Source organism: Streptomyces sp. NPDC045998, from assembly GCF_056430285.1.
The window spans coordinates 76950-96368 of record NZ_JBWKLJ010000012.1 but is presented as its reverse complement, the minus strand read 5'-3'; the positions used below and the strand labels follow the sequence as shown (position 1 = coordinate 96368).

Below are 19419 nucleotides of genomic sequence, written 5' to 3'. Positions count from 1 at the left end.
TACGACGCCGTGACCACGACGACTGCGACGCGGGTCACAGCCGCCGGCCGGTCCGGGCCCAGGCGCGGTGTCACCGGGTTTCGGCGCCCGGTCCCAGTCGGGTCGCCACCCACGCCCCCACCAGCGCCACCCCCGCCATCGGCAGGAACACCGCCGCGAACGCCGCCGTGTGGGAGCCGGTCGCCGTGGCGGTGGCCGCGTGGGCCGAGAGCGCGCCGCCGCCGAGGGCGGCGAAGGCCGCGCCGCCCGCCGCGAGGAGCAGGACGTTCGACAGGCCGTCGGAGATCTGGAGCGCGGCGGAGTTCGTGCCCGCCTCCTCCGGCGCGGACAGCTTCAGCAGCAGCACGCTCGTCGAGGCGACCACCATGCCCATGCCGAGGCAGCCGAAGCCCCAGGCCACGCCCACGGTCCAGACGGGCACGGCGGGGATGAGGACGCTCGGCGCGGCGGCGATGGCCGCGGTGACCAGCAGCATGCCGAAGACCATCAGCCCCTGCCGGTACGGCTCCATGCGCGGCCGTGCCTGGATGTACGAGCCGAGGGCCCACGTCACGCCGCCCACCGCGAGCGACAGCCCGGCCATGGTGGGGCTCAGGCCCCGCTCGCTGACCAGCATCAGCGGCACGAACGACTCCGCCGAGATGAACGCCCCCATCGAGATGCCGCGCAGCAGCACCACCGACGGCAGCCCGCGCGCCGCCCGGTACGTGCCGCGCGGCAGCAGGCCCCGCACGGCGGGCACCAGCAGCGCCGCGCCCGCGACCGCCGGGAGGACCGACAGCCAGCGGAGGTCCTGCCCGGCGTACTGGAGCAGCCCCACCCCCAGCGAGATCCCGAGCGCCAGCCGGATACGGCGCCGGTCGAAGGGCGCCGGCGGCGCCTCCGGGTCCGCGGGCCCGGACGCCGTCCGCCGTATCGCGGGCAGCGCGAGCACCAGCGGCAGCACGATGAGCGCGGGGATGCCGACGAAGACCCACCGCCAGCCGAGCCGCTCGGTGACCGTCCCGGCGACGAGCGGCCCGACCACCGACGGCACCACCCAGCCCGCGGCGAACGCGGCCATGATGGCGGGCCGCAGCCGCTCCGCGTAGGCGCGGCTGACCACCACGTACAGCGCCACGATGACCAGTCCGCCGCCCAGCCCCTGGACGGCCCGCCCGGCGATGAACAGCCACATCGCCCCGGCCGTCCCCGACAGCAGCAGCCCGGTCCCGAAGGCGGTGATGCCGGTGGCGAGGGGCGCGAGCGGCCCGGCGCGGTCGGACCACTGGCCGGAGAGGACCATGGCGAAGAGGCTGGTGGTGAAGTACGCGGAGAAGGCGAAGGCGTACAGCGGGATGCCGTGCAGCTCGCGCGCGGCGACCGGCATCGCCGTACCGACGGCGGTCGCCTCGAAGGCGATGAGCATGACGACGGAGACGATGCCGATGCTGAGCGCGCGGTGCTCCCGGTCGAGTACGCCGCCGCGCGGCTCCTGTCGCTGGTCGCCGGTGGATGTGCCGGCGCTGCTTCCCAAGACGGTCATGCCCCTCACAGTAAGGGGCGTGGAGGGCGATGGCCCCTGTCTCCGGACGGGGAAGATCTCCCCCCTTGGTCGTACGACCATGAACGGCGTATGGCAGTCGTGTTGCGGCCCGCCCGCCGGGCTTTCCTTGCCACTGCCGCCGCTCGTACGGTCGTACCGAAGCACCACCGCACGACCGTGTGCCCGAGTGGCTGAGGGGCCAGACTGCAAATCTGGTGACGCGGGTTCGATTCCCGCCACGGTCTCCACGGAAGGAGGGCGCGGTCCAGTCCCGCCAGGGACCGCGTCCACCGTTCCCTCCACGTCGAGCTCCGACGTATCCGGCCACAGCCCGACCTGTGGCGTCTCCCCCCGCAGCACCCGGCCCAGCCGCGCCGGGGTCCACCTGCCGTGTTCGGTTACGCCTTGGGCACCGCGACCGCCGCCTGGGGGCGGATGGGCAGCCGGTTGACGGGGCGGCCCGTGGCGGCGCGGACGGCGGAGGCCACGGCGGCCGGGGCGGTGACCACCGGGACGGCGCTGGCGGCCTTGGCGCCGAACGGCGCCACCACGTCGCGCTCCTCGACGAGTTTGACGATGCGGATGTCCGGGGCGTCCAGGGACGTCGGCAGGGCGTAGCCCGTGAGGTCCGGGTGGCGGACGAGGCCGCGGGGGGTGCGGAGGTTCTCGGTGAGGGCCGCGCCGATGCCCTGGGTGACGCCCGCCTCGATGCGGGTGGCGAGCTGGGCGGGGTTCAGCACGCGGCCCACGTCCTGGGCGACCGCCATCTCGACGACGCGGACGGAGCCGATCTCGACGTCGACGTCGACGACGGCGCGGATGGCGCAGAAGGCGAGGCCCACGAAGGCGTCGCCCTGGCCCGCGTCGTCGAGGGGTTCGGTGGGGTGGGGGCGGCACTGGGCGGTGGCCCAGAGCTCCTTGCCGTCCAACGCCTCCATGACGGTGGTGGACAGGACCCCGTCGTACGACGTGATCTTGCCGTCCGTGATCTGGAGCAGTTCGGTGGACATGCCGAACTTGTGGGCCAGCGGCTGGAGGAGCTGCGTGCGCACCATCTTGGCAGCGCGTTCGACCGCGCCGCCCGAGACCCAGGTGTGGCGGCCGTGCGCGGCGGGGCCGGCCGGCGGCTGGTCGGTGTCGACGGAGGCGACGTGGACCTCGTCGACGCCCAGGACCTCCTGGACGATCTGGCGGGCGAGGGTGGAGAAGCCCTGGCCGGTCTCGACCGCCGCGCAGATGACGGTGGCCACGCCGTCGTGGACCTTGACCGTGGCCGTGGAGACCTCGTCCGTGCCCTCCGCGCCGAGCATGTGGACCATGCCGAGCGCGTACCCGACGCCCCGCCGTACGGCGCCCGGCTCGCCCGCGCCCTCCGGGCCGCCGGGGAGCAGCCAGCCGTCCTCCGGGGAGCCCTCGGGGAGGTCGGGGAGCGGGAAGTCGCGGACGGCCTGGAGGAGTTCGACGACGGGCGCCGGGCAGGTGACGGTCTGCCCCGTGGGGAGGATGTCGCCGGTGGCCATGGCGTTGCGCAGGCGCAGGTCGGCCGGGTCCAGGCCCAGCCGCGCCGCGAGCTTGTCCATCTGCGCCTCGTACGCGGCGCAGACCTGCATCGCGCCCTCGCCGCGCACGTGGCCGGAGGGCGGGTTGTTGGTGCGGACGGCCCAGCCCTCGATGAAGGCGTGCGGCACGACGTACGGGCCGCAGGCGAAGGCGACGGCCGCGGCGAGGGACTCGGAGGAGGCCTCGGCGTACGCGCCCGCGTCGAGGAGGATCTGCGCCTCGACCTTGACCAGGCGGCCCTCGGCGTCGGCGTGGTGGCGGTAGCGCAGCAGTGTGGGGTGTCTGTGGGCGTGGCCGAGGAAGGACTCCTCGCGGGTGGCGGCCAGTTTGACGGGGCAGCCGGTGCGCAGGGCGAGCAGCCCCAGCGGGATCTGGAAGCCGGGGTCCTCGCGGTCGCCCATGGCGCCGGGGACGCCGGTGACGACGACCTTGACCTGTTCGGGCGCGAGGCCGAAGCAGGCGGCGGCCAGGTCCCGGTCGGTGTGCGGGTCGGTGGAGGCGGTGTAGATCTCCACGCCGCCGTCCGGGCGCGGCACGGCGAGCCCCGCCTCGGCGCCGATGGGCGCCGGGTCCTGGCGGCCGATGCGGTACAGGCCCTCGACGATGACCTCGCCGACCGCCTCCGGGTCGCCGTAGCGCAGCGGGATGTGGCGGATCAGGTTGCCGTCGGGGTGGAGGGGCGGGGCCGCGAAGGCCTTCTCCGGGTCGGTGACCGGGTCGAGGAGTTCGTACTCGACCGCGATGGCGGCGGCGGCCAGGCGGGCGGTGTCCGGGTGGTCGGCGGCGACCGCGGCGATGGCCTCGCCGTGGTGGCGCACGAGGTCGGAGGCGAAGACGGGGCGGTCGGCGACGGTGCGGCCGTACGTGGCGGCGCCCGGCACGTCGGCGTGCGTCACGACGGCGCGTACGCCCGGCATCTCGGCCGCGGCGCTGGTGTCGATCGACACCACGCGCGCGTGGGCGTGCGGCGAACGCAGGACGGCCGCCCACAGCAGGCCCTCGGCCCACAGGTCGGAGGCGTACGGGAAGGTGCCCTCGGTCTTGGCGCGGGCGTCGGCGGACGGGAGCGACGCGCCGAGCCCGTGGGTCGGCACTTCCTGTTGCGGGACCTGGGGGGCCTCGACCGCCGGGATGGCGGTGGCCGCGTCGTTGCTCACGCCATGCCTCCGTCGTGCGGGTGGGGAACCTGGTGCGGGATGCGGGCCGTGTCGGCCGCTTCGGCGGCTGCTTCGGCCGCCGCGGCGGCGGAGGCGGCGCGCTCGGCGGCCACCTCCCGTACGGCGTCGAGGACGCCGCGGTACCCGGTGCAGCGGCAGAGGTTGCCGCACAGCGCCTGGCGGGTCTCCAGTTCGGTCGGGGCGTGGTTGCCCTCGAGCAGGTCGTGCACGGTCATGGCCATGCCGGGGATGCAGAAACCGCACTGGACGGCACCGCACGTGGCGAGGGCCCGCTGCACGTCGGAGGGCTCGCCGTTCACGGCGAGGCCCTCGACCGTGCGGACCTCGCTGCCGGCCGCGGTGGCCGCGGGGACCAGGCAGGAGGCGACGAGGCGGCCGTCGACCTGGACGTTGCAGGCGCCGCACTCGCCCTGCGAGCAGCCGTCCTTGGCGCCGGCGAGGCCGAGGCGCTCGCGCAGCACGTAGAGCAGCGACTCGCCGATCCACGCCTCGGAGACGGGGCGGTCGGTGCCGTTGACGCGCAGGACGTACGAGACGTGGGGGTGCTCGTCGCTGTCGGCGGCGTGGGGCGGCGCAGCGGCTTCTTCCCGCGGCTCCGGTTCCGGCTCCGGCTGCGGTTCCGGCTGCGGTTCCGGGGCCTGTGCCTCCTGCGGTTCCGGCTCCGGTTCCGCCGCCCGCTCGGGCTCGGCGGCGGGGACGGGCTCGGCCTCCGGCTCCGGTTCCCGCGGCGTCGCCTCCACGGGCGCGGGCTCGGGCGCGGGTGCGGGCTCCGGCGCGGTCACCGGCTCCGGGGTCGCCCAGGGCGCGGGGGCGCCGCCCGGCAGGGTGGCCGGCGGGTTGCCGCTCGTCCACTGCGAGGCCAGTGCCGAGGCCGCGAACTCGCCCGATTCGTCCGGGATATCCCCTTGTGCGACCGGAATCGTCCACTGCCCGGTCAGCTCGGTGGGAGCGGCCTCCGGTGCAGCCGCGGCCTCCGGGCCGGCGGGAGCGGCCGGCGCGGCCGGGAAGGCCCACTGCGCGGTCGCGTTCGGGTCGTGCGCCGCCCACGCCTCCGCCGGTACGTAACCGTGCCCGGGGGCCTCGAGCGGGGCACCCTCGCCCGCGAGTTCCGGCGGCAGTTGGACGAAGGCGGTCGCGTCACCGTCGTACTCGCCCTGCGGCGTCGGCCGCCAGCCGCCGTACTCCGGCCCGTACTCCTGCCCGTACGGCTGCTCGTTCTCGTGCTCGTTCTCGCCGGTGGTCACGACAGCGCCCTCCCCAGTGCTCGTCGGGCCAGCGCGGCGACCGTGCGCCGCAAGTGCAGTACGGCGGGCGGCAGCTGCTCCCCGCCCTCCGGCGGATCCGGGATGCACGCCGCCGCGACGTACTCCCCGAACGCCGCCAACGCCTCCGGAACCAGCCCCCGGTCGCCGTCCCAGTCGATCAGCGACGCGATCCAGCGCTCGGCCTCCAGCGGCCGCAGCGGCATCGGGGCGATGGCGCCCACCGCGCAGCGCACGCCGCGCCGCGCCGGGTCCAGGACGAGCGCGACGGACGCGGTGGCGCGGCCGGGTCCGGTCCGGCCGGTGGCCTTCAGGAAGACCTGCGGCGCGTGCAGCAGGGGGACGCGGACGAAGCCGACCAGTTCGCCCGGCGCGAGCAGCTCGCGGCCGGCCAGCAGGTACGACACCGGGATCTCGCGCGTACCGGCCGGGCCCGCCACGACGAGGTCCGCCTCCAAGGCGGCCAGCACGGGCAGGGAGTCACCGGTGGGCGCGGCGCTGACGATGTTGCCGCCGAGGGTGCCCGCGTTGCGGATCTGGGGCGGTCCGGCGGCGCGGGCGGCGGCGGCGAGCGCGGGGATGAGCGCCGCGAAGTCGGGGCGGCCCATGCGCGCGTGGGTGAGGCCGGCGCCGAGGAGGGCGTGGCCGTCCTGGTACTGCCAGCCGCGGATCTCGTTGACGCGGCCGAGTCCGACGAGGCCGGCCGGGCGGAGCTGGCCCTTGTTGACGGCGGCCATCAGATCGGTGCCGCCCGCTACGGGCACGGCGGCGGGCATGGCCGTGAGCGCCGCCACGGCCGCGTCGAGCGTGGCCGGCAGCGTCACGGACTGCGCCGCCTGCGGTGCGTGCGTGGTCAACCCAGCTGCCCCTTCCCGGTGTCCCCGGATGTCCCCGGCTGTCCCGCCTGTGTTGCCGTACCGTACGTGCTCACAGAGCCGACGTGGCAACTCTGGCACATCTTCGGGGCTGCTCGACGCGAGGGTCCGCGAAGGGCGCATCCGCCCCGGACGTCCCGTGACCTGCGGGATGGGCGGGTTTGCCGCGCGATCGGCGGCAGGTGCGGATTGCGACGTCATTGCCACTTCTCGGCGACCTTGTACGGGTTGTTCCGGACGGTCTCCACCGTGGCAGGCGGCGGGCGCGCGGCGGGCTCCGTTCGGGCCGGGCTCACACGTTCGGGGGCGGCCCCTCGATCGGGCGTCCGAGGCTGCCTTTCATTCCTTCTGGGGCGGGGCGCCGCTGCCACGGCAACGGGCCGCCGGGCGGCCGGTAGTCGACGCCGAGCGCGTCCAGGCGCCGGTAGTGGACGCCCATGCGGCGTTCGAAGTCCGCGAAGTCGCGCTCGGCGGGGGCCGGGAGGCCGGTGGACCAGGCGACCTCGGCGAAGGCGGCGAGGCGGGGGAAGACCTGGTAGTCGACGCGGGCGCGGGTCTCCATGACCTCGGTCCAGGCGTTGGCCTGGGTGCCGATGACGTGCGCGGCGGCCTCCGGGGAGAGTCCCGGCGGGACGGGGTCGAAGCGGTAGACGTCCTCCAGGGTGCGGACGAACCCGATGGGCATGGGCTCGTCGGGGCCGCCGTGCTGCCGGTGGTCGAGGTAGACGTGCTGTTCGGGGCACATGACGACGTCGTGGCCGGCCTCGGCGGCGGCGATCCCGCCGGCGTACCCGCGCCAGGAGGCGACGGTGGCGCCGGGCGCGAGGCCCAACGATGTCGTCTCGCCTCCGGGCGCTCGTACCCCCTGTCGACGTTCCTCGTCGCGCGGCCGCTCGTGCCTCGCTCCCTCCTCCTCGTCGCTTCCGACGGGGGCGCGCCCCTCGGCTCGACTCCCGCCCTCCAGGATCTCGTCCCACCCGATCAGGCGGCGGCCCCGCTCCGCCAGCCACCGGTCGAAGTGCCGGATGAACCAGGACTGGAGCTCGTACTCGTCCGCCAGCCCGAGCTCCTTGATGCGGGCCTGTGCGGTCGGGGACGCCTTCCACTGGTCCTTGGGGCACTCGTCGCCGCCCAGGTGGATGTACGGGGAGGGGAAGAGGTCGAGGACCTCCTCCAGCACCTCCTCGAAGAAGCGGAGGGTGGTGTCGGTGGGGGCGAGGACGTTCGGGTTGACGCCCCAGGTGTCCCAGACGGGCAGGGCGCTCGTGTCGACGACGTCGGTGTTGCCGAGCTCCGGGTACGCGGCGATGGCGGCCTGCGCGTGGCCGGGGAGGTCGATCTCCGGGACGACGCGGACGTGCCGCTCGGCGGCGTACGCGACGATCTCGCGGATGTCGTCGTGCGTGTAGAAGCCGCCGTGCGGGGTGTCGTACCAGAGCTCCGAGGCCCGGTGCCCCCGCTTCGTCCGCGGCCGCCAGGCGCCGACCTCCGTGAGCCGGGGGTGGCGCCGGATCTCGACGCGCCAGCCCTGGTCGTCGGTGAGGTGGAGGTGGAGGACGTTGAGCTTGTGGGCGGCGAGGAGGTCGACGTAGCGCAGGACATCGTCCTTGGGCAGGAAGTGGCGGGCGACGTCGAGCAGGAGGCCGCGCCAGGGGAAGCGGGGCTCGTCCTCGATGACGACCGTGGGCACGTACCAGTCCCGGCCGCGCGGGCCGATGGGCGCCCTGCGGTACGCGTCGGGGCCGAGGAGCTGCCGGAACGTCTGGGCGCCCCAGAAGACGCCCGCGGCGCTGCCGCCCTGGATGCGCCGGGCGTAGCCGTCGATGACGATGCGGTACGCCTCGGGCGCCAGCCCCGGTTCGACGCTCAGCACGATGCGGTTGTCGTCGTCGTTCCCGTCCGGGAAGGGGAGCCCGGTGGCGGCGCCGATCGTGGCGCGGAACCAGTGCGCGACGCCCTCGGTGCCCGGCTGGGCCTCCAGTTGGGTGTCCGTGTCGAGGGGGTCGAGGCCGGGGGGCGGCACCTCCCAGGAGCGGGAGGGGGCGGGGATCAGGTCGAGGGGCTCCATGGGTCAGTCCTTCACCGCGCCGCCGAGCCCGGACACCAGGCGGCGCTGTACGAGTACGAAGAAGACCAGCACCGGGATGGTCATCACCGTCGACGCGGCCATGATGCCGCCCCAGTCGTTCTCGTCCGGCTTGAAGAAGACGAGGAGCGCCATGGGGAGGGTCGACTGGGAGGTGTCGCTGATGAGGAACGACTTCGCGAAGAGGAAGTCGTTCCAGGTGGAGATGAAGGAGAAGACGCTCGTCGCGACGAGCCCGGGGAAGACCAGCGGGAAGAGGATCCGCCACAGGAAGCGTCCCCGGCTCGCGCCGTCGAGGTACGCGGCCTCCTCCAGCGCCTCGGGGACCGCCTTGACGAAGCCGCGGAGCATCCAGATCGCGAAGGGGAGGGAGAACGCGAGGTGCGGCAGGATCAGCGAGCCGAGGGTGTTGAGCTGGCCGAGGTCCCGCATCAGGAAGAAGAGCGGGATGGTCAGCGCCTCGATCGGGACCATCTGCGCGACGAGGAACATCACGAGCAGCGTCGTACGGAAGCGGAACCGGAAGCGGGTGACGGCGGTGGCCGCGAGGAAGGCGATGAGCGCGGACGCGACGACGACGGCGGAGGCGACGAGGAGGCTGTTGAGGAAGTAGCGGCCGAAGTCCTCCTGTTGGAAGACGCGGCGGAAGGAGTCGAGGGACGGGGCGAGCGTCCAGGGGCGGGCGTCGGTGGACTGGATCTCGCCGGCCGGCTTGAAGGCGGAGAGGACCATCCAGTACAGGGGGAAGGCGACGACGCCCGCGACGAGGAGGGCGGCGGCGTCGGCGGCCAGGCGGCCGGGCGCGCGCGGGCGGAGGCGGTTCACAGCTCGCCTCCCTGGCGGCGCAGCAGCCGCAGGTACACCAGCGTGACGGCGAGCAGGATCAGCAGCATGACGACGCCGATGGCCGAGCCGAGGCTGTACTGGGAGGACGCGAAGGCCTTCTGGTAGGCGTACACGTTGAGGACGAGGTTCTGGCCGGCGATGCCGCCGCCGTTGGTCATGACGTAGATCTGCGTGAAGACTTTGAAGTCCCAGATGATCGACTGGATGGTCACGACGGCCAGGATCGGCCGCAGCAGCGGCGCGGTGACGGAGCGCCAGGTCCGCCACTGCGAGGCGCCGTCGAGCGCGGCGGCCTCCAGGACCTCGGCGGGGACGGCCCGGATGCCCGCGTACACGGTGATCATCACGAACGGGAACGAGCACCACACCACCTCGAAGAGGACGAGCGCGAAGGCGCTGTAGCGGCCGTACGTCCACGAGAAGCCGCCGAGGCCCAACAGCCCGTTGACCGGCCCGAAGTCGGGGTCGAAGAGGAACACCCACACGGTGGAACCGGTGACGGCGGGTGTCGCCCAGGCGCCGAGCGCGGCGAGCATCAGGGCGAGGCGCGGTACGGCGCGCACGCGCGTGAGGAGGACGGCGAGGGCGCAGCCGACGGCGAGGGTGGCGGTGACGCAGGCGGCGGCGAAGAGCACGGTGGCGAGGAGCACCTGCCGGAACTGCTCGTCGCGGAAGAGGGCCGCGTAGTTGCCGAAGCCCTGGAAGGAGGTCGGTTCGCCGCCGCTGACCTGCGCCTGGGTGTACTCCAGGAAGGAGATGAGCCCCAGTTGGTAGACGGGGTACACGAGCAGCCCCGCGAGCACGGCCAGCGCGGGCGCGAGATAGAGCCAGGGCGTCCATCCCCCGCGTCCCGTTCGGCTCACGGTGCTCAACGCGTCGCCGCGAACGCCGCGTTCATCTTCTCCGCCGCGTCGCCCGCCGCCGTGGCCACGTCCTTACGGCCGCTGACGATCTCCTGGAACATCGTCGGCAGCACCAGGGACGCGTCGATCCGCCCCCAGGCCGCCGACGCGGGGACGAACTTGGTCCCGGCCGCCAGCGTGTCGATGAAGGGCTTCAGCGCGGGCTGTCGCCGCGCGGCGTCCGCGCGCACGTCGGTGTAGGTCGGCAGGAAGCCCATCGCGTCGAAGAGCTCGCTCTGGGTCGCCTTCCCGGCCAGGGACTTCAGCAGGTCGACGGCGAGCGTGCGGTGCGAACTGCTCTTCAGCACCCCGAGGTTGTTCCCGCCTGCGAACGCCGGCGCCACCGATCCGGGACGTACGCCCGGCAGCGGCACCACCGCGTACGCGCCCTTCACCGTCCCCGCCTCGACGGCCGCCCGGCTGAAGTCGCCGCCGATCGCCATGGCCGCCTTGCCGGAGGCGAACGCCGTGACCGTCGCGTTGCCGCCCATCGAGGCGCACGTGGCGGCTGGGCAGTTGTCGTCGCCGAAGAGCGAGGTGTACGCGGCGATGCCCCGGCGCGCCGCCTCGCCGTCGAGGGCGGAGGTGTACGAGCCGCCGCGCGCCACCGCGAGTTCGCCGCCGTGCGCCCAGATGAAGGGCAGGGCGCCGTACGTGTACGCGCCGCCGACGGCGATCCCGTACAGCCCGGGCTTCGCCTGCCGGATGCGCTTGGCCGTCGTGATCAGCTCCTGCTGGGACCTCGGGACCGGAAGGCCCAGCTCCCGGAAGACGTCCGTGCGGTAGTACAGCGCCCGTACGCCGACGAAGAGCGGCGCCCCGTACACCTTCCCGTCGACCGTGACGGAGGCGCGCGCCGTCGGGTCGGTGTCCTTGGCGTCGGGCCAGGCGGCGAACTCCGCGCCGATGTCGGCGAGTCCGCCGTCCGCCACGTATCCGGCGGTGTCGGTGTTGCCGTACTCGACGAGGTCGGGGGCGCTCGCCGGGTCGTTGAAGGCGGCCTTGATCCGCTGCGCGCGGGTGTCGACGGGGATGTACTCGACCCGGACGTCCGTGCCCGCGTGCCGCTTCTCGAAGGCGGCGACGGCGGCGTCGACGACCCGTTCCTTCGGTGTGTTGTTCACCTCACGGAAGAGCCAGACGCGCAGGGTGCCGCTCTTCTCGTCCTTCTTCGGGGAGGTGCCGGAGGTCTGCGGGGCGCAGGCTCCGGCGAGCAGTAAGGGCACGAGGGCGGCGGCCGTCGCCGCCAGGCGGGGTATCCGGGCAGGAAGCTTCACGGGCAGGGGTCCCCTCCGAGGCGGCGACAGCGGCTGCGTTGCACCATGCGCAACGGGCGTTTCGTGCTGCACAACACACGCAGGAGGGTAAAGCGGCCCCGACCGGCCCCACAAGAGGTCTGAACCAGTCAGCGGCACCAGGGACGAGCGGACACGACGGAGCCCCCGGGTGCGCACGTCCCGCGCGCTCCCGGGGGCTCCGGCCCCGACCCGTACCGGTCGGGTTACTTCTTGTCCTTGCCGCCCTTGTCCTTGTCGCCGCCGGCGCCCATGGACTCGTAGATCTCCTTGCACATCGGGCAGACCGGGTACTTCTTCGGGTCGCGCCCGGGCACCCAGACCTTTCCGCACAGCGCCACCACGGGAGTGCCGTCGAGGGCGCTCGCCATGATCTTGTCCTTCTGGACGTAGTGGGCGAAGCGCTCGTGGTCACCGTCGCCGTGCGACACCTGCGGCGTCGGCTCGACGAGGGTTCCCGTACCTGCCCCGCGCTCGGGCTCAAGAGTGCTCATGAGCTCCAAGGGTACCCCCGCGCGGACAGCGACCGAAGGAGTCAGTTCAGCGACGGGTCGTCCAGATACGTCGCGATCATCGCCAGCTCGCTGCGCTGCCGCCGCAGCACCTCGCGCCACAGGTTCTCGGGCCGCGGCGACGAGACGTCGCCCGGTTCCGAGTCGACGACGAACCACGCCCCGCCGGCCAGCTCCTCCTCCAGCTGGCCCGGGCCCCAGCCCGCGTACCCGGCGAAGATGCGCAGCGAGCCGAGCGCCGCCGCGATCAGCTCCGGCGGCGTCTCCAGGTCCACGAGCCCGATCGCGCCGTACACGCGCCGCCAGCCCAGCGGACCCTCGTCGCCGGGGATCACGGCGAGGCCGAGCGCCGCGTCCAGCGAGACGGGCCCGCCCTGGAAGACGACGCCCGGCTCCCCGGCCAGCGGGGCCCAGGGTTCGAGGATGTCGCCGACGTCGACGGGCGTCGGTCTGTTCAGGACCACGCCGAGCGAGCCTTCGTCGTCGTGGTCGAGCAGCAGCACCACCGCGCGGTCGAAGTTGGGGTCCACCAGCGCGGGGGTGGCCACGAGCAGCCGTCCTGTGAGCGAGGACACCTCGGTCATGCCGACATGATCCCGCACTTCGGGCCGCAGCGGGGGGTCGAGGGACGGGCCGACTCCGGCCACCCGGGGACGGCTCGTGGCTGGAAGTGGACCGTAACCCTCCGCAAGGGCGGGAAAGCAGAGGGTGTTGTGCCGAATTCATTACATCTGACGTAGCCCCTCGCCCTACCGGTACAGGGTCCGAAGCCCCTTACCCTTTTCCCTGGCCCCCTGCCCCTGACTCCCGGAACGCGAGATTCATGACCGGCACAGACGATGTACTGCTTGTCCACGGCGGAACCCCGCTGGAGGGCGAGATCCGCGTCCGCGGCGCGAAGAACCTCGTGCCCAAGGCGATGGTCGCCGCCCTGCTCGGCAGTGAGCCGAGCCGCCTGCGCAACGTGCCCGACATCCGTGACGTCCGGGTGGTGCGCGGGCTGCTGCAGCTGCACGGCGTGACCGTGCGTCCCGGTGACGAGCCGGGCGAACTGGTCCTGGACCCGACGTACGTCGAGTCCGCCAACGTCGCCGACATCGATGCCCACGCGGGCTCGTCGCGCATCCCGATCCTCTTCTGCGGTCCGCTGCTGCACCGCCTCGGCCACGCCTTCATCCCGGGCCTGGGCGGCTGCGACATCGGCGGCCGGCCGATCGACTTCCACTTCGACGTGCTGCGCCAGTTCGGCGCGACCATCGAGAAGCGGGCGGACGGCCAGTACCTGGAGGCCCCGCAGCGGCTGCGCGGCTGCAAGATCCGCCTGCCGTACCCCTCGGTCGGCTCGACCGAGCAGGTGCTGCTCACCGCCGTACTGGCGGAGGGCGTGACGGAGCTGTCCAACGCCGCGGTGGAACCGGAGATCGAGGACCTCATCTGCGTCCTGCAGAAGATGGGCGCCATCATCTCCATGGACACCGACCGGACGATCCGGATCACCGGTGTCGACAAGCTCGGCGGCTACACCCACCGCGCGCTCCCGGACCGCCTGGAGGCGGCCTCCTGGGCGTCGGCGGCGCTGGCGACCGAGGGCAACATCTACGTGCGCGGCGCACAGCAGCGCTCGATGATGACGTTCCTCAACACGTACCGGAAGGTGGGTGGCGCCTTCGAGATCGACGACGAGGGCATCCGCTTCTGGCACCCGGGCGGCGCGCTCAACGCGATCGCCCTGGAGACGGACGTGCACCCCGGTTTCCAGACCGACTGGCAGCAGCCGCTGGTGGTGGCCCTGACGCAGGCGGCGGGCCTGTCCATCATCCACGAGACGGTGTACGAGTCCCGGCTCGGCTTCACCTCCGCGCTGAACCAGATGGGCGCGCACATCCAGCTGTACCGCGAGTGCCTGGGCGGCTCGGACTGCCGCTTCGGCCAGCGCAACTTCCTGCACTCCGCGGTCGTGTCGGGCCCGACGAAGCTCCAGGGCGCCGACCTGGTCATCCCGGACCTGCGCGGCGGCTTCTCGTACCTGATCGCGGCCCTGGCGGCGCAGGGGACCTCGCGGGTCCACGGCATCGACCTGATCAACCGCGGCTACGAGAACTTCATGGCGAAGCTGGTGGAGTTGGGCGCGAAGGTCGAACTCCCGGCCACCGCCGCGATCTGATTCCGTCCAGCACGGCCCCCGTCCCGCACGGGGGCCGTCCGCTTCTCCACGGCACGCCTGCCCGCCAGAGCCCCTTTGCTGGGGGTCCGGGGGTCATCCCCCGGGAAAACACAGCATGGCGAAGCTGGTGGAGTTGGGCGCGAAGGTCGAACTCCCGGCCACCGCCGCGATCTGACGGCGTGTAACGCGCCGACCCCGCACAGACGCCGACGGCCCCCGCACTTCGCGGGGGCCGTCGGCGTCTGGCGCGTACGAGGCCTTCTGCGGGGCTGTACGGGGCCGTGTGCGGACGAACAGAAGGGCGGCCACCCTCGGTGGGGTGGCCGCCCTTCTGTCACGTCTCGTGCCCAGTGGCGCCCGGCCGGTGCGCGGCCGGCGCCCAGGGGGGCTTACTTGCCCTTCGCGGCTTCCTTGAGCTTCGAGCCCGCGGAGACCTTCACGCTGTAGCCGGCCGGGATGTTGATCGGCTCGCCGGTCTGCGGGTTACGAGCGGTGCGAGCGGCACGGTGGGTGCGCTCGAAGGTCAGGAAGCCGGGGATGGTGACCTTCTCGTCGCCCTTGGCGACGACCTCACCGATGGTCTCGGCGAGCGCGGCCAGCACGGCGTCGGCGTCCTTGCGGGTCACCTCGGCGCGGTCGGCCAGGGCGGCCACCAGCTCACTGCGGTTCATGTTCTTACTCCCGTGTTCTTTCTGCCTGTGAGGCGTGCCACGCGGCGGAGCCGCATGTTGGGCACAGCGAAGCCGATGCTGCCAGGGCCCTTGGACAGTCCCCGGACCCGGGTCTGCTGTCAGACCCTCGCGCCCGAATACGCATCCTGCCCCCACCAGCGGCGGGAAAGCCAATCCGGCACCCTCCGGAGTCACACGAAAAGCGCCACTGGCCCGTCCTGGTGACGTTGGGTCGATCATGCGGGACTCCCCGGAGCCGAATCGCCACCCTAAAGGCCGACAGGGCGGCTGTACGGCTCCGGGCCCGCGCGGCGCGCCGCGAACCTCAGAGCGCCGGTCGCGCGACGGTCAGACCGACGACGGCGTGGCGGACGCCACCGTCGCGCCCGCCGCCTTCGCGGCGTCGCGCACGGCGCCCGCGACCGCGCCGGCGACCTTGTCGTTGAAGACCGACGGGATGATGTAGTTCGCGTTGAGCTCGTCCTCGGTGACGACCCCCGCCAGCGCGGTCGCCGCCGCGAGCATCATCTCGGTGTTGACGGTGCGCGACTGGGCGTCGAGCAGGCCGCGGAAGACCCCCGGGAAGACCAGCACGTTGTTGATCTGGTTGGGGAAGTCGGACCGGCCGGTGGCGACAACTGCCGCCGTCTGGCGGGCGATTGCCGGGTCCACCTCGGGGTCGGGGTTCGCGAGCGCGAACACGATGGCGTCGTCCGCCATGGCCGCGACGTCGTCACCGCCGAGGACGTTCGGGGCGGAGACGCCGATGAAGACGTCCGCGCCGGCCACGGCCTGCTTGAGGGTGCCGGTGACGCCCTCGGGGTTGGTGTTGTCGGCGATCCAGCGCAGCGCCGAGTCGGGGTCGGCGGAGACGAGGTCCTCGCGGCCCGCGTGCACCACGCCGTGGATGTCGGCGACGACGGCGTGCTTGACGCCCGCCGCGATGAGGAGCTTGAGGATGGCCGTACCGGCGGCGCCGGCGCCCGACATGACGACCCGTACGTCGCCGATCGCCTTGCCGACGACGCGCAGGGCGTTGGTCAGGGCGGCGAGGACGACGATGGCGGTGCCGTGCTGGTCGTCGTGGAACACCGGGATGTCCAGGGCCTCCCGCAGCCGCGCCTCGATCTCGAAGCAGCGGGGCGCGGAGATGTCCTCGAGGTTGATGCCGGCGAAGCCGGGGGCGATGGCCTTGACGATCTCGACGATGGCGTCGGAGTCCTGGGTGTCCAGGCAGATCGGCCAGGCGTCGATGCCGGCGAACCGCTTGAAGAGGGCGGCCTTGCCCTCCATGACCGGCAGCGCGGCCTTGGGGCCGATGTTGCCGAGGCCGAGCACGGCGGAGCCGTCGGTCACGACGGCGACGGAGTTGCGCTTGATGGTGAGGCGGCGGGCGTCCTCGGGGTTCTCGGCAATCGCCATGCACACGCGGGCGACGCCCGGGGTGTAGACCATGGAGAGGTCGTCACGGTTGCGGATGGGATGCTTGCTCGCCATCTCGATCTTGCCGCCGAGGTGCATCAGGAACGTACGGTCGGAGACCTTGCCGAGCACGACGCCCTCGATGGAGCGCAGCTTGCCGACGATCTCGTCGGCGTGCGCGGTGGACGTGGCGGCGATCGTGACGTCGATCCGCAGCTTCTCGTGGCCGGATGCGGTCACGTCGAGGCCGGTGACGGAGCCGCCGGAGGACTCCACGGCCGTGGTGAGCTGGGAGACCGCGGTTCCGCTCGCGGGCACCTCCAGCCGGACCGTCATCGAGTACGAGACGCTGGGCGCCGTTGCCATGGCCGAGTTCCTCTTTCCCTAGCTTCGTTGCTGCGCCGCGCCGGCGGGTGGCCGGGCGGAGCCCTCCGATGGTCGCACCTACCTGTGAGTAACAGGTAATAGCGGTCATTTAGTTTTCGGAAACTAACTTCCACCATACGAGAAACCGACCGCTTGGCGGAAGCCCCAAGATCCCCGGACCCAAAAAGCAGCAGGTCCGTGTCATCGTCTGATGACACGGACCTGCTGCTCATGAGCGAAGGGTGGCACCGACCCGCCATGCTCGCCTCGCGGCAAGTGGTCGCTCTAAGCGACTAAGGTTGGGCCCGGGGGCTTGGATCGAGCCGGTGCCAACACCCAGGCTAACAAACCACTCCGGAAAGTGATTCCCCTACGGACGGTTGACGCCGAACCCGCGCGTGGATCAGTCCCGGAGCAGGTCCGGCACCCCGTCCGCGTCCGGCTCGTCGCGCCGCCCCGACACCACCGTCAGCTGCTGCGTCGCCCGGGTGAGCGCCACGTACAGCACGCGCAGCCCGGCCGGCGACTCGTCGGCGATCTCCGCCGGCGAGACCACGACCGTCGCGTCGTACTCGAGGCCCTTCGCCTCCAGGCTGCCCAGCGCCACCACCCGGTCGCCGAGCTCCGCCAGCCAGCGCGCCGCCTGCCGCCGCCGCTCCATGGCCACCACGACGCCCACGGTGCCGTCCACGCGCTCCAGCAGCCGCCGCGCCTCGTCCCGTACGAGCTCGGCGAGGTCCCCGCCGTCCCCGCCGTCCGGCACGGCGACGAAGCGGGGCTCCACGCCCGTCGAGCGGACCGCGCGAGGGGCCTCCATGCCGGGCATGGCGAGCGCCAGCACCTTCGCCGCCAGCTCGGCAATCTCGGCGGGGTTGCGGTAGTTCACGGTCAGCTCGAAGCGGCGGCGCGGCCGGGTGCCCAGCGCCTCGTCGCGCGCCTCGGCGGCCTCGTCCGGCAGCGGCCACGACGACTGGGCCGGGTCCCCGACCACCGTCCAGGTGGCGTGGCGCCCGCGCCGGCCCACCATGCGCCACTGCATGGGCGTGAGGTCCTGCGCCTCGTCGACGATGACGTGCGCGTACTCGGTGCGCTCCTGCGCCAGCCGCTCGGCCCGCTCGCGCTGCGTCTCCTCCCGTACGGGCATGAGCTCCTCGAGGCCCGTGAGCTGGTCCAGCGGGTCGAGCTCCCGCTTCTTGCGGGGGCGCGCCGGGGCGCCGAGGATCGCCTGGAGCTCGTCCAGCAGCGCCACGTCGTGCACGGAGAGCTCCGGGCGGCGCAGGGAGCGGGCCAGGCGGCGCACCTCGCCCGGGTTGAGCACCCGGCGGGCCCAGCGGCCCAGCCGCTTCTCGTCGGCCATGGTGTCGAGCACGCGGCGCGGGGTGAGCTCGGGCCACCAGGCGTCCAGGAAGGCGAGGAAGCTGTCCTCGGTCGTCACGTCCTCGTCGAAGGAGGAGCGCAGCTCGGCGGCGAGCTCCGGGTCGCCCGGGTGCCGCGAGGCCGCCCCGGACTTGGCGTACAGGGCGTCGAGCAGGAGTCTGCGGGCGCGCGGGCGCAGCAGGTTCACCGGCGCGGTGCCGCCGAGCGCGTTGTGGCGGATCCGGTTCAGCTCGTCGGCCTCCAGCTCCAGGCGCCGCCCGAAGGCGACGACCCGCAGCCGCTCGGGCGCGCCGCCCTGCTCCAGGGCCCCGCGCGCGGCCTTCCGCAGCACCTTGAGCATCCGCGAGGAGCCCTTGACGCGGGCGACGGCCGGCTCGTCGTACACCGTCGCCTCGACGCCGTCGACCAGGCTGCCGACGGCGCGGATGGCCACCTGGCCCTCCTCGCCCAGCGACGGCAGGACGCCCTCGGTGTAGGCGACCAGCAGCGGGGTCGGCGAGACGATCAGGATGCCGCCCGCGTAGCGACGCCGGTCCTGGTAGAGCAGGTAGGCGGCGCGGTGCAGCGCGACCGCCGTCTTGCCGGTGCCGGGGCCGCCCTCGACGTACGTCACGGAGGCGGCGGGCGCGCGGATGACGAGGTCCTGCTCCGCCTGGATGGAGGCGACGATGTCGCGCATGGTGTGGCTGCGGGCCTGGCCGAGCGCGGCCATCAGGGCGCCGTCGCCGATCACCGGCAGCTCGGCGCCGTCCAGCGTCGCGGTGAGCTCGGGGCGCATCAGGTCGTCCTCGACGCCGAGGACCCTGCGCCCCTTGGAGCGGATGACCCGGCGGCGTACGACCCGGCCCGGCTCGACGGGCGTGGAGCGGTAGAAGGGCGCGGCGGCCGGGGCGCGCCAGTCGATGACCAGCGGCGAGTAGTCGGCGTCGAGGACGCCGATGCGGCCGATGTGGAGGGTCTCCCCGATCTCGGCGGTGTTGTCCGGCCCCACGGCGTCGTCGGCGGGCTCGACGGACGTGTACGCGCCGTCGGGGCCCTTCTTGCCGTCCTTCCCGCGGAGCAGGTCGATGCGGCCGAAGAGGAAGTCCTCGTACTCGTTGTTCAGCCGGTTGAGGTGGATCCCGGCGCGGAACACCTGCGCGTCGCGCTCGGCGAGCGCGCCGGGTGTTCCGACCTGGCCGCGCTGGGCGGCGTCGTTCATCAGGAACTCCGCCTCGTGGATCTTCTCCTCGAGGCGGCGGTACACCTGGTCCAGGTGGTCCTGTTCGATACCGATCTCGCGGTCACGGACCGTATCGACACCACCGACGGCTTCCTGCGCGGCCACCGAGGCCCCCTTCTGACGTGCATTGGGCAGCCGTCGAGCCTACGCCAGGGG

Annotated in this window: 14 protein-coding genes and 1 tRNA gene; 2 read left to right on the top strand and 13 right to left on the bottom strand. The window is 73.0% G+C overall.

Going from position 1 to position 19419, the window contains the following annotated elements; genetic code table 11:
* Positions 1-70: 70 nt before the first annotated feature.
* A complete protein-coding gene (locus AC07FJ_RS29860; protein WP_479052348.1) occupies positions 71-1525 on the bottom strand; it encodes an MFS transporter in 1455 nt (484 codons plus the stop codon).
* A 173-nt stretch (positions 1526-1698) separates the two neighbouring features.
* On the opposite strand from AC07FJ_RS29860, the gene AC07FJ_RS29855 reads away from it, so the two are divergent.
* Positions 1699-1773 (top strand) — tRNA-Cys (locus AC07FJ_RS29855).
* A gap of 150 nt (positions 1774-1923) precedes the next feature.
* On the opposite strand, the gene AC07FJ_RS29850 is transcribed toward AC07FJ_RS29855, so the two are convergent.
* From AC07FJ_RS29850 to AC07FJ_RS29810, 9 genes are all read right to left on the bottom strand, one after another.
* Positions 1924-4242, bottom strand: coding sequence for a xanthine dehydrogenase family protein molybdopterin-binding subunit (locus tag AC07FJ_RS29850; RefSeq protein ID WP_479052347.1), 2319 nt, complete (start codon positions 4240-4242; stop codon positions 1924-1926).
* The gene (locus tag AC07FJ_RS29845) at positions 4239-5507 is read right to left on the bottom strand and encodes a (2Fe-2S)-binding protein (protein WP_479052346.1); all 1269 of its coding nucleotides are present in this window, start codon (positions 5505-5507) and stop codon (positions 4239-4241) included. Before AC07FJ_RS29845 ends, AC07FJ_RS29850 begins: the two co-directional genes overlap by 4 nt.
* Entirely contained in the window at positions 5504-6382 is an 879-nt protein-coding gene (locus AC07FJ_RS29840; RefSeq protein ID WP_479052345.1) for an FAD binding domain-containing protein, read from the bottom strand. The genes AC07FJ_RS29845 and AC07FJ_RS29840 overlap by 4 nt, the downstream gene beginning before the upstream one ends.
* Before the next feature lie 310 nt (positions 6383-6692).
* Positions 6693-8468, bottom strand: a complete 1776-nt coding sequence (locus AC07FJ_RS29835; RefSeq protein ID WP_479052344.1) for a beta-N-acetylhexosaminidase — start codon at positions 8466-8468, stop codon at positions 6693-6695.
* Positions 8469-8471: 3 nt separating this feature from the next.
* Positions 8472-9311 carry a carbohydrate ABC transporter permease gene (locus tag AC07FJ_RS29830; RefSeq protein ID WP_479052343.1) on the bottom strand — a complete coding sequence of 280 codons (840 nt, stop codon included), beginning with the start codon at positions 9309-9311 and terminating at the stop codon, positions 8472-8474.
* Positions 9308-10204, bottom strand: a complete 897-nt coding sequence (locus AC07FJ_RS29825) for a carbohydrate ABC transporter permease (RefSeq protein WP_479052342.1) — start codon at positions 10202-10204, stop codon at positions 9308-9310. Before AC07FJ_RS29825 ends, AC07FJ_RS29830 begins: the two co-directional genes overlap by 4 nt.
* On the bottom strand, positions 10201-11511 hold the full coding sequence (locus tag AC07FJ_RS29820; RefSeq protein WP_479052341.1) for an extracellular solute-binding protein: 1311 nt from the start codon (positions 11509-11511) through the stop codon (positions 10201-10203). The genes AC07FJ_RS29825 and AC07FJ_RS29820 overlap by 4 nt, the downstream gene beginning before the upstream one ends.
* 224 nt (positions 11512-11735) lie before the next feature.
* Positions 11736-12023, bottom strand: a complete 288-nt coding sequence (locus AC07FJ_RS29815; RefSeq protein ID WP_063835429.1) for a DUF3039 domain-containing protein — start codon at positions 12021-12023, stop codon at positions 11736-11738.
* 41 nt (positions 12024-12064) lie between these two features.
* Positions 12065-12625 (bottom strand): YqgE/AlgH family protein, encoded by a 561-nt coding sequence (locus tag AC07FJ_RS29810; protein WP_479052340.1) that lies wholly within the window; start codon positions 12623-12625, stop codon positions 12065-12067.
* A 239-nt stretch (positions 12626-12864) separates the two neighbouring features.
* On the opposite strand from AC07FJ_RS29810, the gene murA reads away from it, so the two are divergent.
* A complete protein-coding gene (gene murA / locus AC07FJ_RS29805) occupies positions 12865-14205 on the top strand; it encodes a UDP-N-acetylglucosamine 1-carboxyvinyltransferase (RefSeq protein WP_468290348.1) in 1341 nt (446 codons plus the stop codon).
* 389 nt (positions 14206-14594) lie between these two features.
* On the opposite strand, the gene AC07FJ_RS29800 is transcribed toward murA, so the two are convergent.
* The 3 genes from AC07FJ_RS29800 to AC07FJ_RS29790 form a co-directional block, all read right to left on the bottom strand.
* Positions 14595-14876 carry an HU family DNA-binding protein gene (locus AC07FJ_RS29800; RefSeq protein ID WP_023588435.1) on the bottom strand — a complete coding sequence of 94 codons (282 nt, stop codon included), beginning with the start codon at positions 14874-14876 and terminating at the stop codon, positions 14595-14597.
* 348 nt (positions 14877-15224) lie between these two features.
* Positions 15225-16664, bottom strand: coding sequence for an NAD-dependent malic enzyme (locus AC07FJ_RS29795; protein ID WP_479052339.1), 1440 nt, complete (start codon positions 16662-16664; stop codon positions 15225-15227).
* Between the two features lie 403 nt (positions 16665-17067).
* Positions 17068-19368, bottom strand: a complete 2301-nt coding sequence (locus AC07FJ_RS29790; protein WP_479052338.1) for a HelD family protein — start codon at positions 19366-19368, stop codon at positions 17068-17070.
* Between the last annotated feature and the right edge of the window lie 51 nt (positions 19369-19419).

Coding starts and splice junctions, on each gene's coding strand:
- AC07FJ_RS29835 (WP_479052344.1), bottom strand. CDS start 8,468: ATGGAGCCCCTCGACCTGATCCCCGCCCCCTCCCGCTCCTGGGAGGTG.
- AC07FJ_RS29860 (WP_479052348.1), bottom strand. CDS start 1,525: ATGACCGTCTTGGGAAGCAGCGCCGGCACATCCACCGGCGACCAGCGA.
- AC07FJ_RS29800 (WP_023588435.1), bottom strand. CDS start 14,876: ATGAACCGCAGTGAGCTGGTGGCCGCCCTGGCCGACCGCGCCGAGGTG.
- AC07FJ_RS29795 (WP_479052339.1), bottom strand. CDS start 16,664: ATGGCAACGGCGCCCAGCGTCTCGTACTCGATGACGGTCCGGCTGGAG.
- AC07FJ_RS29810 (WP_479052340.1), bottom strand. CDS start 12,625: ATGACCGAGGTGTCCTCGCTCACAGGACGGCTGCTCGTGGCCACCCCC.
- murA (WP_468290348.1), top strand. CDS start 12,865: ATGACCGGCACAGACGATGTACTGCTTGTCCACGGCGGAACCCCGCTG.
- AC07FJ_RS29815 (WP_063835429.1), bottom strand. CDS start 12,023: ATGAGCACTCTTGAGCCCGAGCGCGGGGCAGGTACGGGAACCCTCGTC.